Raw genomic sequence first — 15448 nt, forward strand, 5'->3', positions numbered from 1 at the left:
GATAGAGAACGCGGCGTCCAGCGGCTAGGCTCGCCTTCGTGAGCCGACGTACGAAGATTGTCTGCACCCTTGGACCCGCAACCGCAACCACAGAGCGCATCCGCGAACTCGTCGAGAGTGGAATGGATGTCGCACGACTGAACTTCAGCCATGGTGATCACCCCGATCATCAGGCCAACTACGAGAGGGTCCGCGCAGCATCGGACGCCACCGGCAAAGCCGTGGGTATCTTGGCCGACCTGCAGGGACCGAAGATTCGTCTCGGCCGATTCGCCGAGGGCTCGACCACCTGGGCGGCCGGTGAGCTGATCCGCATCACCGTCGAGGAGTGCGAGGGCACTCACGACCGGGTGTCGACCACGTACAAGGAGCTGGCCCAGGACGCCAAGGAAGGCGACCGCCTCCTCGTCGACGACGGCAAGGTGGGCCTCGTGGTCACCGGCGTCGAAGGCAACGACGTACTGTGCCGTGTCACCGAAGGTGGACCGGTCAGCAACAACAAGGGCGTGTCCCTGCCGGGCATGGATGTGTCCGTTCCCGCCATGAGCGAGAAGGACATCGCCGACCTCGAGTTCGCCCTTGCCCTCGGTGTCGACTTCATCGCGCTCTCGTTCGTCCGTTCTCCCGCGGACGTCGAACTCGTCCACGCCGTGATGGACCGCGTGGGCCGTCGAGTTCCCGTCATCGCCAAGCTCGAGAAGCCCGAGGCCGTCGACAATCTCGAAGCCATCGTGCTCGCATTCGACGCGATCATGGTCGCCCGCGGTGATCTCGGCGTCGAGTTGCCCCTCGAGCAGGTACCGCTGGTGCAGAAGCGTGCCATCCAGATCGCCCGCGCCAACGCCAAGCCCGTCATCGTCGCGACCCAGATGCTCGAATCGATGATCGAGAACTCCCGCCCGACGCGCGCCGAGGCGTCCGACGTCGCCAACGCAGTGCTCGACGGTACCGACGCGGTCATGCTCTCCGGTGAGACCTCGGTCGGTAAGTACGTGATGGAAACCGTGCGGACCATGGCTCGCATCGTCGAGACGGTCGAGACCGAGGGCGACAGTGTTCCTCCGCTGACGCACGTCCCGCGCACCAAGCGTGGCGTCATCTCCTACGCCGCCCGCGACATCGGTGAGCGTCTGGACGCGAAGGCACTCGTTGCGTTCACCCAGTCGGGTGACACCGTTCGACGGTTGGCCCGTCTGCACACCAAGCTTCCGTTGCTCGCCTTCACCTCCATCTCCGAGGTGCGCAGCCAGCTGTCGCTGAGCTGGGGAACCGAGACGTTCCTGGTCCCCGATGTGGGCTCGACGGACGCGATGGTCAAAGAGGTCGACAAGGCGCTGCTCGAACTCGGTCGGTACAACAAGGGCGATCAGGTCGTGATCGTGGCCGGTGCCCCTCCCGGCACAGTAGGCTCGACCAACTTGATCCATGTGCACCGAATCGGAGAAGAGGACCGGTAAGTGGTCGAAGCGGGGGGAACCGGCGTCAGCGAAAGCGCGCCGAGCAGTACAGCTGTACGCAGGACAGATCTCGAGACGCTCCTCGATCTCCTCGCACTCGAGGAGATCGAGGAGGACGTGTTCCTCGGGGTTCACCCCGAGCAGGTGGGCAGTCGAACGTTCGGGGGGCAGCTCGTTGCTCAGGGCCTGATCGCGGCGGGCCGGACCGTATCCGGTACGTCGCGGGACGTGCACGCGATCAACGCGCACTTCATTCGCGGGGGTGACGTCAAGAAGCCCATCGAGTACCGGGTCTCGCGACAGCGCGACGGCCGAGCCTTCGCCAACCGGCAGGTCACCGCCGTACAGGACGGCAACGAGCTGTTCGTCATGCTCGCGGCCTTCCAGGATTTCGGTAAGGGCCTCGAGCACAGCGTCGAGGTTCCCGAGGTTCCGTATCCCGACGCACTGCCTCCGCTCGGCGATCATTTCGTCGGGTACGAGGACCGTCTGCAGATGTTCGTCGACGCCCTCAAGCCGATCGACATGCGTTACGCGAACGATCCCGCGTGGATCATGCACGGCACCGGGGAGAAGCTCAATCACAATCGCGTGTGGATGAAGGCCGACGGGGATCTGCCCGACGCGTCGATCTTCCACGCCGCGACCATGGGCTACGCGTCGGACACCACCGTGCTCGATTCGATCATCACCACCCACGGCCTGTCGTGGGGACTCGACCGCATCGTTGCGGCGACCGTGAATCACTCCATCTGGTTTCACCGGCCGTTCCGGTTCGACGAATGGGCTCTCTACGCCACCGAATCCCCGGTCGCGGCCGGCTCGCGGGGACTGGCCACCGGCCGCTTCTTCTCGATGGACGGGCAGCTGCTCGCCACCGTCGTTCAGGAAGGTCTCATCCGGCACTTCCCGAAACGGGTCCGCGACTGAGTGCGTCGGTCCATATTCGCGTCTTCGCCTGCAGATCGAGTGCTGCGTGCGCCGGACTGGTCGACGGTAGTCGTTCGAATCCCACCTGGGGCGTTGCCGATTTCACGTACCGCCGGTAGGTCTCGGCGGCCTTGGCTCCGTTGAAGAACACCCTGTCGATGCCGGGATTCTCGGCGAACAATTGCTCGAAATCGTTTGTCTCGATGGACGATTCGACGATCGCCGAATCCAGGCTTCCTTCACGCGTGCACAGCTTCAGCACGTCCCATATCGCGACGCCCTGGCTGCGCAGACGCTCGGTGCGCGCATCGTAGGGAAGTTCGGGGCCTGCACCGAACAGCGTTCCCATGATCGGCCAGAACGCATTTCGTGGATGCGCGTAGTACTGCTGCGCGGCCAGCGACGCGACGCCGGGCATCGAGCCCAGAATCAAGGTGTTCGCGCCGCGGCCGAGAATCGGTGCGAAGCTGTACACGACGTTCATAGCGTGATTACAGCAAATCCCCGCGGGGGCACCGGACAGGGGACCACAATGGAGGTCATGCTGGATCCACGTGTACTCGACAACAACGAACTCGAAGCCGAACTTGCTGCATTGCGCCGGGGTCGTGACGCCTCGATGGACGAGGGCGCACGCGATGTGTCCACGGCAGACACCGACCACCTCATCGCGCGGTTCGAGGAAGAAATCCGTAAGCGACACCAGGACTCGGTGTCCGATCAGCCCAGCGCCGATCTACCCTGACCGAGGATCAGAACGGCGCAGGCCGCAGTCGCGGCCACTGTTCTGACGGTGTTCCATCGCGTCCACTTCTCGGTGAAGTTCTGCCACACCTGGGCACCGGCAGCACTGCCTGGATCCACCCCGGCCAACGCGTCGTTGAGGGGGACGTTCGCAACGGCCGTGATCGCGACGCATCCGAGAACGTAGAGAACGGCTCCGCTCACGACCAGCACCGGTGAACCCCGACCGGTCGATACGGCGAGAATCGCTGCGAGAGTGCACGATACGGCTGTCCCGACGAACAGTGCCAGGAACAGTGGGTTCAGAATCGCAGCATTGAATCTCTGCATGGCGGCGATCGCGTCGGGTACCGGCAGTGTTGCCAGGCCGGGGAGCACGCTGATGGAGAAGGCGAGCAGCACTCCGGCAACGAGCCCACATCCGACGGCGGCAACGGCGGTGGCGACTGCGAGCATTCGATCCAACACGGTGATTCCCTCCAGTAGGTGAGCGTTCAGTTGTCCACCCTCGTCCCGAGAGGCTGGATGAGCAATGCGCACACAGCCGCGTTCGATGTCCGATCGTCCATTTCGTGGGACGATCGGTGCATGCGCGGCGCAGATCCCTGGAAGTCGTCCGACCCCCTGGGTGAAGCGCTGCGCTTTCTACGGATGACCGGATCGTTCTACGTGCGCTCCGAGATGAGCGGATCCTGGGGTCTCGCATTGCCCGCCATGGAGGATGCGCTGTGGTTTCACACGGTCGTCGACGGCAGTTGCGCATTGTCGGTTCCCGGCGAGCCGACGCGTGAGCTGATCCCCGGCGATTTCGCGTTGGTACCGCACGGGCGAGGGCACGTGCTCACCGCAGCCGGCGACGCATCGGTTCAGGCGACGAGCGTTCACGATCTCCCGCACGAGTACATCAGCGATCGCTACGCGGTGCTCACTCACGACGCGGGCGGTGCCGGCCGTGCTGCGACTCTCGTGTGCGGGGCGGTGCGGCTGGATCATCCTGCAGCGCAGAAGCTCGTTCGCCTGTTGCCCGCGCTGGTGGTGGTCGACGCTGATCCGGGCCCGAGGCAATCGAGGATGCAGAACGTACTGGCTATGGTCGCGGACGAGGCGCGTGTGCTCGAGCCCGGGGGAGAAGCGGTGATCACCCGGCTGTCCGACATTCTGGTGATCCACGCGCTGCGGTCGTGGATCGCGAATACGCCAGGTGCGCAGTCGGGTTGGCTCGGTGCATTGCAGGACGATCGGATCGGAACGGCGTTGGCGATGATCCATCGACACCCGCACGAGCGGTGGACCGTTGCGGGTCTGGCATCGAGGGTGAACATGTCTCGCTCTGCGTTCTCGGCACGTTTCACCGAGCTGGTCGGTGATTCCGTGATGAGCTATCTCGCGACGTGGCGGATGCAGGTCGCGTACGGCACGTTGCGATCCGAGGACGTGGTGATGGCCGAAGTGGCCCGGCGCAGTGGGTATCTGTCGGAGGCTGCGTTCGGGAAGGCGTTCAAGCGCGCCACGGGCGTCTCGCCGGGAAGTGTGCGTCGCCGTCGTGAGGTGTCGATGGCCGACGGTCAGTCGAGCAGGTGACGGAGATAGCTGTTGGGGTCGTCGAGGTAGCGGCGCCAGTGCTGTACCAATTCGAGTTCGTCCCAAGTGCTTCGGCGTAGACCGTGTTCGCCTACTTCGACGATGTCCGCACCGGGCGTCGACGCCAGAATCGGTGAGTGGGTGGCGCAGACGATCTGCGCGCCGTCATTGCCCAGCTCGGACATCAGTGCAACGAGCTGCAGGCTCGCGGTGAACGACAGGGCCGATTCGGGCTCGTCCAGAACGTAGAAACCGGGTTCGTCCAACATTGCACCGAACATGGTCAGGAACCCTTCACCGTGGCTCATCTCGGCGGTGTTCTCGTCCCAGAAACCCGGCACGCCGCCGAGGTTCTCGGCCATGTCGAACGCGGTCTCGGCGCGCAGGAAGAAGCCGCGCTTGTTCGGTCGTGGGCCACGAAGCATTCGAGAACCTCGTGGCGTGGTCTCGAGTTCGAGTACCTCTCCGAGCGCGCTGGTCACCTCGTCGAGTCGACGCGACTGCTGCGCCGCGCGACCGCCGCGGGCATCGATTCCGAAACCCTCGGCTATTGCTTCGACGAGAGTCGATTTACCGGAACCGTTGTCTCCGACCAGAATTGTGACCGGTGCCAGGAACTCGAGTCCGTCGCGAGCGAGGTCGGCGACAGCAGGCACGGTGAAGGGCCAGTCCGATCCGACATCGTCGGCATGGACGTACGCGCGTTCTACGAACATGGTTCAGGCAGTGACCAGGCGGTCCACGTAACCGGTCTCGTGAGTGGAATCGGCGCTGCAGGTGTAGAAGACCCACTGGGCGGACCGGTCCGCCGAATCCCCGAAACGATGGTCGACCTTCGCTGCGCACAAATTGCCCGCACTGGTGTCGTGGCAACGAAGACTGCTGGGTATGTACATCACTCCACTGTAGGCGCGATCACGAGCGGCCTTTACCGATACCGATTCGTGGCTGCTGTGGTGCCCTCGGTGAGACTCGAACTCACACTGGACGGGTTTTGAATCCGTTTCCTCTGCCAATTGGGATACGAGGGCTGGCGTCTTTCAAGCAACGATTGACGAGTTTAGAAGATGCGCTTTCGGCCTCGCGCACCGGTACCCTTCAGATGCTCGACGGCCCTGATGGGCGATGACTGTCAAAGGAGACCGATACAGATGAATGCTCCTGGTGCGCACGGTACTGGCAAGCCCCCGCTTCGTGTGGTGGTGGCAGAGGACGAATCCCTGATCCGATTGGACCTCGTGGAGATGCTCCGCGAGGAGGGGTACGACGTGGTCGGTGAAGCGGCCGACGGTCAGCAGGCGGTGGAGTTGGCCGTCGAACTGCGTCCCGATCTGGTCATCATGGATGTGAAGATGCCGCGTCGGGACGGAATCGATGCGGCGTCGGAGATTGCTGAGAAGCGCATTGCGCCCGTCGTCATTCTCACCGCGTTCAGTCAACGCGAACTCGTGGAGAAAGCGCGCGATGCCGGGGCCATGGCGTATCTGGTCAAGCCGTTCACCAAAGCCGATCTGATGCCTGCGGTGGAGTTGGCCGCCAGCCGTTTCGGTGAGATCTCCGCCCTCGAATCCGAGATCGTGGATCTGCAGGATCGGCTCGAGACGCGCAAGCTCATCGAGAAGGCCAAGGGCATCCTGATGGAATCGCAATCGCTCACAGAACCGCAGGCGTTCAAGTGGATTCAGCGCGCCGCGATGGATCGCAGGACGACGATGAAGGCCGTCGCGGAGGTCGTGATCGACACGCTCGGTAGCCCTGCGAACAAGCCCGTGGGAGACAGCTGATCGGCCGGCGAAAGCTACGGCCACGTAAAACTTCGACTCTCTAGGTCACAGTCAGGTCACGAGCGTCGTTCTAGGCCTTGCGAATCGGCTCCGAGCATTAGCGTCTGACCCACACGTGAGCCACATGTAACTCAGGTGCGCTTCATCGACGAGCAATTTCAAGGAGAACCTAGATGGCAATTCGGACCTATGTCCGCACGGCTGCGGTGCTGAGCGTTACCTCGCTCGCACTGTTCGGCTGTTCGTCGAGCGACGACTCGGGCTCGACCGACTCCACCAGTGCCAGCGGCGGCACTGCAGCCGCGGAAACGACCGTCTCCACCGACTGCACGCCCGAGCAGGCCACTGCCGGGGCAACCCCGGACACGGCCCCGCTGGTGGTGGGAACCCTTCTCCCCGAGACCGGAACCCTGGCCTTCCTCGGCCCGCCCGAAGTTGCCGGTGTGCAGCTGGCCGTCAACGACGTCAACGAAGCCGGTGGCGTCCTCGAGCAGCCCGTCACGCTCATCCCCGGTGACTCGGGCGACACGACGACCGATACCGCCAACACCACGGTGGACCGCTTGCTCGCCGGCGGTTCCGACGTCATCGTCGGTGCAGCGTCGTCCTCGGTCTCGCTCAAGGTCATCGACAAGATCGCCAGCGCAGGCGTCGTGCAGTTCTCGCCGGCCAACACGTCCGATCAGTTCGTCTGCTACCCGGACAAGGGGCAGTACTTCCGTACCGCACCCACCGACGTGCTGCAGGCACAGGCCCTGTCCCAGCTGATCGCCCAGGACGGTGCGCAGCGCGTCGCCATCCTCGCGCTCAACGACCCGTACGGCACGGGCCTGGCCGCGAACACCGCGGACAACCTCGAAGAGGCGGGCATCGCGGCGGACCAGATCCAGACCACGATCTACGACCCGAACGCACAGTCGTTCAACGCCGAGGTCGACGGTGTGAAGAACTTCAACCCGGACGCCGTGGCCATCATCGGCTTCGAGGAGTCCGCGAAGATCATCACCCGTATGCACGAGATCGGCATCGGACCGTCCGACGGCACGCTGGTCTACGGCGTCGACGGCAACATGGGCAACGCCCTCGGTGAGTCGGTCGCAGCGGGTCTGCTGGACACGATGCGCGGCACCACTCCGTTGACCGATGTCGGCACCGGATTCCAGGATCGTCTCAAGGTCGTCGATCCGGCTCTGGTGGACTTCAACTACGCGGGTGAGTCCTACGACGCAGTGATCATCTCGGCGCTGGCTGCCGAGCAGGCCAAGTCGACGGCAGGTACCGACATCGCGGCCAACATCAACAGCGTCACCAAGGACGGCACCAAGTGCACCAGCTACGCCGAGTGCCTTCCGCTCGTCAAGGCCGGAACCGATATCGACTACGACGGAATCACCGGCGCGCTGAACTTCAGTGACGCAGGAGAGCCCGCCACCGGTTCCTACGGCAACCTGGTCTTCGGACCGGACAACACCCTGACGACGGAAGATTACATCGTCGTCGGTGAGTGATCTGTAACTGTCACACGGCCTCTGGGCCCGAGTCCTCGATCAGGACTCGGGCCCAGAGGTCTTCGTAGGTGTCACACGTTCGACGGCAACGACGACGGCCCCGGTTCGATGTCGAACCGGGGCCGTCGTCGTTTGCCGAGCAGCTACTTCTTCTCTTTGCTTCCCGCCAGTGTGCCGAGGTACAGCTCGATCACCTTCGGGTCGTTCATCAATGCCGGACCGGTGTCGGTGTAGGCGTTGCGGCCCTGATCGAGTACGTAGCCACGGTCGCAGATCTGGAGGCAGCGACGAGCGTTCTGCTCGACCATGATGATCGAGACGCCCGCTGCATTGATCTTCTTGCAGCGGATGAACACCTCGTCCTGGAACATCGGAGACAATCCGGCCGACGGCTCGTCGAGCAGCAGTACCGACGGCTCCATCATCAGTGCGCGTCCCATGGCGACCATCTGTCGTTCGCCGCCGGACAGCGCGCCTGCTTTGACCTTCTTGCGCTCGCCGAGCAGCGGGAACAGCTCGCTGACGAACTCGAAACGCTCACCGAACTTCTTGGGACGCAGATAGATTCCCATCTCGAGGTTCTCTTCGATGGTGAGTGACGGGAACACGTTCTGCGTCTGCGGAACGTAGCCGACTCCCTTGGTGACCAACACATGCGCTTCTGCGGAGGTGATGTTGTCGCCGCGCAGTTTGACGCTGCCCTCACGGACGGCGACCAGACCGAACAGGGTCTTGAGGAGAGTCGACTTCCCGGCACCGTTGGGTCCGATGATGCCGACGATCTCGCCGTCGTTGAGAAAGAAGTTGCACTCGCTGAGGATGTTGACACCGGGGATGTATCCGGCCACCAACCCGTCCGCGCGCAGCAGTGCACCTTCGGCGAGTCGAGCATGTTCCTCGGGTGTCGCGGCGAATTCCGCCGGCGTCAATGTTTGTTCGCTCATCGGTCGTCCTCCTTGGCCCGGTGCGAGCCGCCTTCGGTGCCGTCGGTTGCGATCGGGCGGGCGAACTCCGGCTCCGAGAGGTCGCCTCCCGCTTCGAGTTCCTCGGCCTCGGCCTTCTTCAGTGCCTCCGCCAGCTCCGCTGTGGCACCGACCGGATTGCCGTCGGCATCGAACTCGAGAGCCTGATCGTGATGGCTACCGAGATACGCGTCGACGACGGCTCCGTTGTTGGAGAGCTCCTCGGGGGTGGACTCGGCAATGATGCTGCCTTGAGCCATCACCACCACCCAGTCACTGATGTTGCGGATGACGTCCATGTCGTGCTCGACGAACACCACCGTCATACCGTCGTCGCGAAGCGACTTGATGTGCCCCAGAAGTGACTGCGTCAGAGCCGGATTGACCCCGGCCATGGGCTCGTCGAGCATGACCACCGACGGATCGGTCATCAACGCACGCGCCATCTCCAGCAGCTTGCGCTGGCCGCCGGACAACGAGCCGGCGAGGTCGTCGGCCTTGGCGTCGAGCTTGAAGCGGCCCAGTAGCTCGTAGGCGCGTTCGGTGATCTGACGTTCCTGGGCCTTCCACGTCCACGGCATGAAGGTGTTGATCATGCGCTCACCGCGCTGACCCGTCGCACCCAGCCGAACATTGTCCAGCACAGTCAGTTTCGACAGCGCCTTGGTCAACTGGAACGTGCGCACCACACCTTTGCGGGCCACCTGGTGCGGATGCATCCGGCCCAGTTCCTGACCGTCCATCGACCAGGTTCCCGTGTCGGGTCGATCGAATCCCGTGAGCAGGTTGAACAGGGTGGTCTTGCCTGCGCCGTTGGGCCCGATCAGTCCGGTGATGCAGCCCCGCTGAATCTCGAGGTGCGCCACGTCGACGGCCTTGAGGCCACCGAAGGTGCGCGAGACGCCGTCGACGACCATCGTGGCGTCCGGTTTCGGTGCGCCGGGTTCGTTGGGAACACCGGCGAACAGGGCGGCGCGTTGATCGCTCGACAACGCCTGCGCAGCGCGTGATTCGAGTGTGCTTGCTTTCTTGCTCGGTGCGGCCGTTGCAGCAGCATCCTTGCTCGGGTCAGGCATTGAGTTGAACCTCTCGCTTGTTGCCGAGAATGCCCTGAGGTCTGAACACCATCAAGACGGCGATCAGGATTCCCAGGAGCACGAATCGCGTGGCACCGACCTGAGCGCCGGTGAGATTGAGCACCGGGTCGTCGCCGGAGATCAGTTGCCGCAGAATCGCATCGGGAATGGACAGCAGGAACCAGAAGAGCATCGCGCCCAGTACCGGGCCGAACACTGTTGCCGCCCCACCGAGAATCAGTGCGCCGAAGGCGAAGAACGTCTGCGCCGTCGAGTAGAAGTCCGGGTTGATGGATTGGGTCTGCAGTGCGTTGAACACACCGCCCATACCGCCGATGACGCCACCGAGAACCAGTGCCTGCATCTTGTAGACGAAGACGTTCTTGCCCAGGGAACGGGCTGCGTCCTCGTCCTCACGGACAGCCTTGAGGACGCGTCCCCACGGGCTGTGCGTCAGCAGGTAGACCACGCCGCACAGCAGCAGGACCAGCGTCCAGCCGACGAGCATGGCCCACAGATCGTTGCCGAGGAACCGCACGCCGATGAATTCGTAGGACTTACCACCCTCGAACGGGCTCATACTGGTGAACGGGCCGGCGAAGCCGGTGATGCCGTTGGTGGATTTGGTCACCGAATCCGTTGCGGTGGACCGAAACACCAATCGGAGAATTTCCGAGGCGGCGATGGTGACGATCGCGAGATAGTCGGCTCGCAGTCGCAGCGTCGGAATGCCGAGAACCAGGGCCAGTAACCCGGCTGCAGCGAGGCCGACCAGAATGCCCAGCCACAGCGGCTGTTCGTAGGTGATCGTGGTGATGCCGACGCCGTAGCCGCCGAGCAGTGCGAAGCCGATCTGACCGAAGTTGAGCAGTCCGGCGTAACCGAAGTGCAGGTTCAGGCCGATGGCGAGTAGAGCGTAGAAGATGGCCGACGGGCCGACCAGCTGAGCGAGTGAGATCTGAAGTGCGCCGATGATATCCATGTGAAGGTCACCCGATCCTTTGTCGCGAGCCGAGGATGCCCTGTGGACGGACGACGAGGATGAGAATCAAGACGAGCAACCCTCCGATGTATTTGAGATCGGGATTGATGACCAGCGTCGACCACTGCACGAGCAGACCGACGATGACGCAACCGAGGAAGGCGCCGTAGGCCGTTCCCAGTCCACCGAGTGTGATGCCGGCGAACATGAGCAACAGGAGTTTGAAGCCCATCTCCCACTGGACGCGACCGCCGAGTTCGGAGAGCCCGAACAACACGCCGCCGAGGGCAGCCAGGCCGCCGCCGAGGCACCAGACGAACGTGACCACGCGCTCGACGTTGATGCCGGAGGACGCAGCGAGGTCCCGGTTGTCGGCAACCGCACGCATGGCCTTGCCGATCTTGGTGCGCTGCAACATCAGTGCGACGCCGACCAGAACGACGATGCTGATGACGATGCAGGCGAGGTTGACGTTGGTGATCGAGAGCGGACCCCAGTTGTTCTCGGTCTGAGCCTGGTAGTCGTCGAAGGGTTCGGAGCGGTCCGAGAAGAAGATCAGGATGAGATAGCGCAGTGCGATCGCGAGGCCGATCGTCACCACGAGCTGTGCGATGAGGCCGGTCCTTCGTTTGCGCAACGGCCGCCATATCAGAGCGTTGTTGAGCCAGCCGATCGCGACTCCCACGACGATCGCCAGCAGCGTGGCCGGGATGAGTTGTATCCCGACACTGACGTTGAAGAACCACGCCGCGACGGCACCGAGGGTGACCATCTCTCCGTGCGCGAAGTTCGTCAGACCGGTGGTGCCGAAGATCAGACTCAGTCCGACCGCGGCGAGCGCGATGACGAGGCCGAAGCGAAAGCCGTCGACCGTAGTGCGTACGAACTTCTCGTAGAACGGAATGCTGGTGGCGGTTCTGGCCTCGCCGAACGAGAAGATGACGGTGTTGGAACGCCCGGCCTCCACATCGCGCTGGACCTCGCCCTGAACGCTGACGCCGTCGGGGAGCGTTTCCTGGACCACCTGGAATGTGTATGTGCCGGGAGACAATTCGAGGGTCCACCGGCCGCCGGTTTCACTGGTGGTGCGGGCGACTTCGGAGCCGGACGCGTCCAGCGCCGCGACATCGACGCCGATGAGTCTTTCGCCACCGTTGTTGAGAGATCCGGCGACGCTGACCGCGTCCGCAGGCGGTGCCTGTTCGGCGCTGGTCCCCGGTGCTGCCGGGGGAGTGGGGGTAGGTTCCTGGGCCAATGCCGGCGCACTGAACAGCAGCGCGGCAATGGAACTCAGAACGGCGAGTAGGAGTGTTCGCTGGAAGAGCCGAACGGCAGATCTTGCGCGCAACCTCGGCGGTTGCACCTTTCTGGTCCATCGAACATTTGGAGCCACGCACGTCCTCCGGACGGTTGTCGTTGAGTCACGGGTTGGGGATTTACTGCAATTGTCGGACTCTATCCGCTGAAACGACGCAAAATCGGCGACTGAGATTTCCGGAAAGTATCGGTTGTGTTTCGCGGTGCACGACGCGCGCCGTGAGAGCGATCGCGTCGCGGCGCCTGCATCCGGCTTCGAGTTGTCGGACCCGCTCCCTAGACTGGTCAACCGTGAGCCCAGTAACGGAGAAAAGTGCAGCGCCCGCAGCCGATACCGACGCGAAGGCGGGCGGGGAGCGGCCCACGTTGCTGCTCATCGACGGCCACTCGATGGCGTTCCGTGCCTTCTTCGCGTTGCCTGCGGACAACTTCAAGACCACCAGCGGTCAGTCCACCAACGCCGTGTACGGGTTCACCTCGATGTTGATCAATCTGCTGCGGGACGAGAAACCGACGCACATCGCGGCGGCGTTCGACGTCTCGCGGCAGACCTTCCGCGCCGAGCGGTTCCCCGAGTACAAGGCCAACCGCAGCAAGACCCCGGACGAGTTCGCCGGCCAGGTCGACATCACCAAGGACGTACTCGGGGCCATGGGTATTCCGGTGATGGCAGAGGCCGGCTTCGAGGCGGACGACATCATCGCCACTCTGGTGACCCAGGCAGAGGCGCTCGGCTACCGCGTCCTGGTGGTCACCGGCGACCGCGATGCGCTGCAGCTCGTGACCGACAACGTCACGGTGTTGTATCCGCGCAAGGGCGTCTCGGATCTGACTCGGTTCACTCCCGACGAGGTCGCCACCAAGTACGGGTTGACGCCGTCGCAGTACCCTGACTTCGCGGCCCTGCGCGGAGACCCGAGCGACAACCTTCCTGGCATTCCTGGTGTCGGCGAGAAGACGGCGACCAAGTGGATCATCGAATACGGTTCCCTCACCGCCCTTGTCGACAACGTGGACAAGGTCAAGGGCAAGGTGGGAGATGCACTGCGCGCCAACCTGTCGAGCGTGGTGCTCAACCGCGAGCTCACCGAGATGGTCCGAGATGTGCCGTTGCCCTACACCCCCGATCAGCTCGAACTCGCTCCGTGGGACCGCGAGAAGATCCACGCCTTGTTCGACGACCTGGAGTTCCGCATTCTGCGGGACCGGTTGTTCGAGACACTCGCGTCGGTCGAACCCGAGGCGGAGGAAGGGTTCGACGTCCGCGGCGGCATCGTCGCACCGGGTGAACTGGCCGCATGGCTCGCGGAACACGCAGCCGACGGCAGGCGTAGTGGGCTGTCGATTCTCGGCCCGCGTCGGCCGTTCGACAGCGATGCGACGTCGGTGGCGATCGCCGCGGCCGACGGCGAGGGCGCGTTCGTCACGACGACCGCTCTGGACGAATCCGACGAGCAGGCACTCGCGGTCTGGCTCGCAGATGCATCGCAACCCAAGGCTCTGCACGAGGCCAAGTGGGCTCTGCATGCGGTTCGTGGGCGCGGCTGGACCCTCGGCGGCTTGACCACCGACACCGCGCTGGCGGCGTACCTGGTGCGGCCCGGTCAGCGATCGTTCAATCTCGACGACCTGTCGTTGCGCTACCTCAAACGCGAACTCCGGGTGGAGGATGCGGGTGAAGGTCAGATGTCGTTGCTCGATGCCGAGGACACCGCCGATGCGGCGTTCGCGGAGGGAGAGATTCTCAAGGCGCGGGCCGTGATCGACCTGGCCGATGCGTTGGACGCCGAGCTCGCCGCCATCGAGTCGACCACCCTGCTCTCCGAGATGGAGCTGCCGCTGCTGACGGTGTTGGCCGATGTCGAGGCAACGGGTATCGCCGTGAACGGTGATCACCTCCGCGCGTTGCAGTCCGGATTCGCCGCGCAGGTGGACGAGGCCGCGAACTCCGCCTACGGCGTGATCGACAAGCAGATCAACCTCGGATCTCCGAAGCAGTTGCAGGTGGTGCTGTTCGAGGAACTCGACATGCCCAAGACGAAGAAGACGAAGACCGGGTACACCACCGATGCCGATGCGCTGCAGGGGCTGTTCGAGAAGACCGAGCATCCGTTCCTGAAATTCCTGCTCGATCACCGGGACGCGACGCGGATGAAGGTGACGGTCGACGGCCTGTTGAAATCCGTCGCCGACGACGGACGCATTCACACCACGTTCAACCAGACGGTCGCGGCCACCGGACGACTGTCGTCCACCGAGCCGAACCTGCAGAACATTCCGGTACGCAACGAGGCGGGACGCCACATCCGTGACGGCTTCGTCGTCGGGGCCGGATACGACACGCTGCTCACTGCCGACTACAGCCAGATCGAAATGCGCATCATGGCGCACGTATCCGGCGACGAAGGTCTGATCGAGGCGTTCAACACCGGCGAGGATCTGCACAGTTTCGTCGGTGCCCGGGCGTTCGGCGTGCCGATCGAGGAGGTCACCCCCGAACTGCGTCGCCGGGTCAAGGCGATGTCGTACGGATTGGCATACGGACTCAGCGCATTCGGTCTCGCCGCGCAGCTCAAGATCTCCACCGACGAGGCGAAGCAGCAGATGGAGGCGTACTTCGCGCGGTTCGGTGGTGTCCGTGACTACCTGCGCAACGCCGTCGAGGAAGCGCGCAAGGTGGGATACACCTCCACGCTGTACGGCAGGCGCCGCTACCTGCCCGATCTCAACAGCGACAACCGTCAGCGCCGCGAGGTCGCCGAGCGGGCAGCTCTCAACGCCCCGATCCAGGGCACCGCCGCAGACATCATCAAGGTCGCGATGATCGACGTGCACCGATCACTGGCGGAGTCGACGCTGAAGTCACGAATGCTGTTGCAGGTCCACGACGAACTGGTGCTCGAGGTCGTCGAATCCGAGCGTGAGGAAGTCGAAGCGCTCGTACGCGACAAGATGTCCTCGGCCATCGAACTGTCGGTGCCCTTGGAAGTCTCGGTCGGCACCGGCCGCAGCTGGGATGCCGCTGCGCACTGATTCGAGGCCGCGCAGGAAGAACGACGAAGGGCCGCTCACCGAATTCGGTGAGCGGCCCTTCGCGTCGTGTGCAG

15 protein-coding genes and 1 tRNA gene are annotated in these 15448 nt (G+C 63.8%); 7 read left to right on the forward strand and 9 right to left on the reverse strand.

Features of this window, described 5'->3' with window-relative positions; translation table 11 throughout:
• Window positions 1-38: 38 nt before the first annotated feature.
• Window positions 39-1457: a pyruvate kinase gene (pyk, locus tag CH291_RS20890; protein ID WP_082073683.1), complete on the forward strand. Its 1419-nt coding sequence runs from the start codon at window positions 39-41 to the stop codon at window positions 1455-1457.
• 105 nt (window positions 1458-1562) lie between these two features.
• A complete protein-coding gene (locus tag CH291_RS20895; protein WP_231893833.1) occupies window positions 1563-2387 on the forward strand; it encodes an acyl-CoA thioesterase in 825 nt (274 codons plus the stop codon).
• Here the strand turns inward: CH291_RS20895 and CH291_RS20900 are convergent.
• On the reverse strand, window positions 2353-2871 hold the full coding sequence (locus tag CH291_RS20900; protein ID WP_094688509.1) for a DNA-deoxyinosine glycosylase: 519 nt from the start codon (window positions 2869-2871) through the stop codon (window positions 2353-2355). The two genes, CH291_RS20895 and CH291_RS20900, sit on opposite strands and share 35 nt — an antisense overlap.
• 57 nt (window positions 2872-2928) lie before the next feature.
• Between CH291_RS20900 and CH291_RS20905 the strand changes: the two genes are divergently transcribed.
• Entirely contained in the window at window positions 2929-3132 is a 204-nt protein-coding gene (locus tag CH291_RS20905; RefSeq protein WP_141215240.1) for a hypothetical protein, read from the forward strand.
• On the opposite strand, the gene CH291_RS20910 is transcribed toward CH291_RS20905, so the two are convergent.
• Window positions 3108-3599 carry an anthrone oxygenase family protein gene (locus CH291_RS20910; RefSeq protein WP_094688566.1) on the reverse strand — a complete coding sequence of 164 codons (492 nt, stop codon included), beginning with the start codon at window positions 3597-3599 and terminating at the stop codon, window positions 3108-3110. The genes CH291_RS20905 and CH291_RS20910 overlap by 25 nt on opposite strands.
• 18 nt (window positions 3600-3617) lie before the next feature.
• On the opposite strand from CH291_RS20910, the gene CH291_RS20915 reads away from it, so the two are divergent.
• A complete protein-coding gene (locus CH291_RS20915) occupies window positions 3618-4712 on the forward strand; it encodes an AraC family transcriptional regulator (RefSeq protein ID WP_256980926.1) in 1095 nt (364 codons plus the stop codon).
• Here CH291_RS20915 and CH291_RS20920 read toward each other — a convergent pair.
• From CH291_RS20920 to CH291_RS20925, 3 genes are all read right to left on the reverse strand, one after another.
• A complete protein-coding gene (locus tag CH291_RS20920) occupies window positions 4697-5428 on the reverse strand; it encodes an AAA family ATPase (RefSeq protein ID WP_094688510.1) in 732 nt (243 codons plus the stop codon). The two genes, CH291_RS20915 and CH291_RS20920, sit on opposite strands and share 16 nt — an antisense overlap.
• Before the next feature lie 3 nt (window positions 5429-5431).
• A complete protein-coding gene (locus CH291_RS26915; protein ID WP_176460260.1) occupies window positions 5432-5608 on the reverse strand; it encodes a hypothetical protein in 177 nt (58 codons plus the stop codon).
• Window positions 5609-5666: 58 nt separating this feature from the next.
• Window positions 5667-5743, reverse strand: a tRNA-Leu gene (locus tag CH291_RS20925).
• A 120-nt stretch (window positions 5744-5863) separates the two neighbouring features.
• Between CH291_RS20925 and CH291_RS20930 the strand changes: the two genes are divergently transcribed.
• Both CH291_RS20930 and CH291_RS20935 read left to right on the forward strand, forming a co-directional pair.
• Window positions 5864-6496, forward strand: coding sequence for an ANTAR domain-containing response regulator (locus CH291_RS20930; protein WP_094688511.1), 633 nt, complete (start codon window positions 5864-5866; stop codon window positions 6494-6496).
• A gap of 173 nt (window positions 6497-6669) precedes the next feature.
• Window positions 6670-8004, forward strand: coding sequence for an ABC transporter substrate-binding protein (locus CH291_RS20935; RefSeq protein ID WP_068052226.1), 1335 nt, complete (start codon window positions 6670-6672; stop codon window positions 8002-8004).
• 143 nt (window positions 8005-8147) lie between these two features.
• On the opposite strand, the gene CH291_RS20940 is transcribed toward CH291_RS20935, so the two are convergent.
• The 4 genes from CH291_RS20940 to CH291_RS20955 are packed head-to-tail and all read right to left on the reverse strand — an operon-like array spanning window position 8148 to window position 12372.
• Complete coding sequence (locus CH291_RS20940; RefSeq protein ID WP_032394315.1) at window positions 8148-8948, reverse strand: ABC transporter ATP-binding protein; 801 nt, start codon at window positions 8946-8948, stop codon at window positions 8148-8150.
• Window positions 8945-10042: an ABC transporter ATP-binding protein gene (locus tag CH291_RS20945; protein WP_256980927.1), complete on the reverse strand. Its 1098-nt coding sequence runs from the start codon at window positions 10040-10042 to the stop codon at window positions 8945-8947. The genes CH291_RS20940 and CH291_RS20945 overlap by 4 nt, the downstream gene beginning before the upstream one ends.
• Window positions 10035-11024 (reverse strand): branched-chain amino acid ABC transporter permease, encoded by a 990-nt coding sequence (locus CH291_RS20950; protein ID WP_068052136.1) that lies wholly within the window; start codon window positions 11022-11024, stop codon window positions 10035-10037. Before CH291_RS20950 ends, CH291_RS20945 begins: the two co-directional genes overlap by 8 nt.
• Window positions 11025-11031: 7 nt before the next feature.
• Window positions 11032-12372: a branched-chain amino acid ABC transporter permease gene (locus CH291_RS20955; RefSeq protein WP_068052133.1), complete on the reverse strand. Its 1341-nt coding sequence runs from the start codon at window positions 12370-12372 to the stop codon at window positions 11032-11034.
• 260 nt (window positions 12373-12632) lie between these two features.
• Between CH291_RS20955 and polA the strand changes: the two genes are divergently transcribed.
• Window positions 12633-15374, forward strand: a complete 2742-nt coding sequence (gene polA, locus CH291_RS20960; RefSeq protein ID WP_094688512.1) for a DNA polymerase I — start codon at window positions 12633-12635, stop codon at window positions 15372-15374.
• The last annotated feature ends 74 nt before the right edge of the window (window positions 15375-15448 follow it).

This window comes from Rhodococcus sp. 14-1411-2a, from assembly GCF_002259485.1.
In the GTDB taxonomy this organism is placed as follows: Bacteria; Actinomycetota; Actinomycetes; order Mycobacteriales; family Mycobacteriaceae; genus Rhodococcoides.

Excerpts from the sequence above, each read along its gene's own strand:
- CH291_RS20930 (WP_094688511.1), top strand. The coding sequence starts at position 5,864 with ATGAATGCTCCTGGTGCGCACGGTACTGGCAAGCCCCCGCTTCGTGTG.
- CH291_RS20940 (WP_032394315.1), bottom strand. The coding sequence starts at position 8,948 with ATGAGCGAACAAACATTGACGCCGGCGGAATTCGCCGCGACACCCGAG.
- CH291_RS20905 (WP_141215240.1), top strand. The coding sequence starts at position 2,929 with ATGCTGGATCCACGTGTACTCGACAACAACGAACTCGAAGCCGAACTT.
- CH291_RS20920 (WP_094688510.1), bottom strand. The coding sequence starts at position 5,428 with ATGTTCGTAGAACGCGCGTACGTCCATGCCGACGATGTCGGATCGGAC.
- CH291_RS26915 (WP_176460260.1), bottom strand. The coding sequence starts at position 5,608 with ATGTACATACCCAGCAGTCTTCGTTGCCACGACACCAGTGCGGGCAAT.
- CH291_RS20950 (WP_068052136.1), bottom strand. The coding sequence starts at position 11,024 with ATGGATATCATCGGCGCACTTCAGATCTCACTCGCTCAGCTGGTCGGC.
- CH291_RS20900 (WP_094688509.1), bottom strand. The coding sequence starts at position 2,871 with ATGAACGTCGTGTACAGCTTCGCACCGATTCTCGGCCGCGGCGCGAAC.
- CH291_RS20935 (WP_068052226.1), top strand. The coding sequence starts at position 6,670 with ATGGCAATTCGGACCTATGTCCGCACGGCTGCGGTGCTGAGCGTTACC.
- CH291_RS20945 (WP_256980927.1), bottom strand. The coding sequence starts at position 10,042 with ATGCCTGACCCGAGCAAGGATGCTGCTGCAACGGCCGCACCGAGCAAG.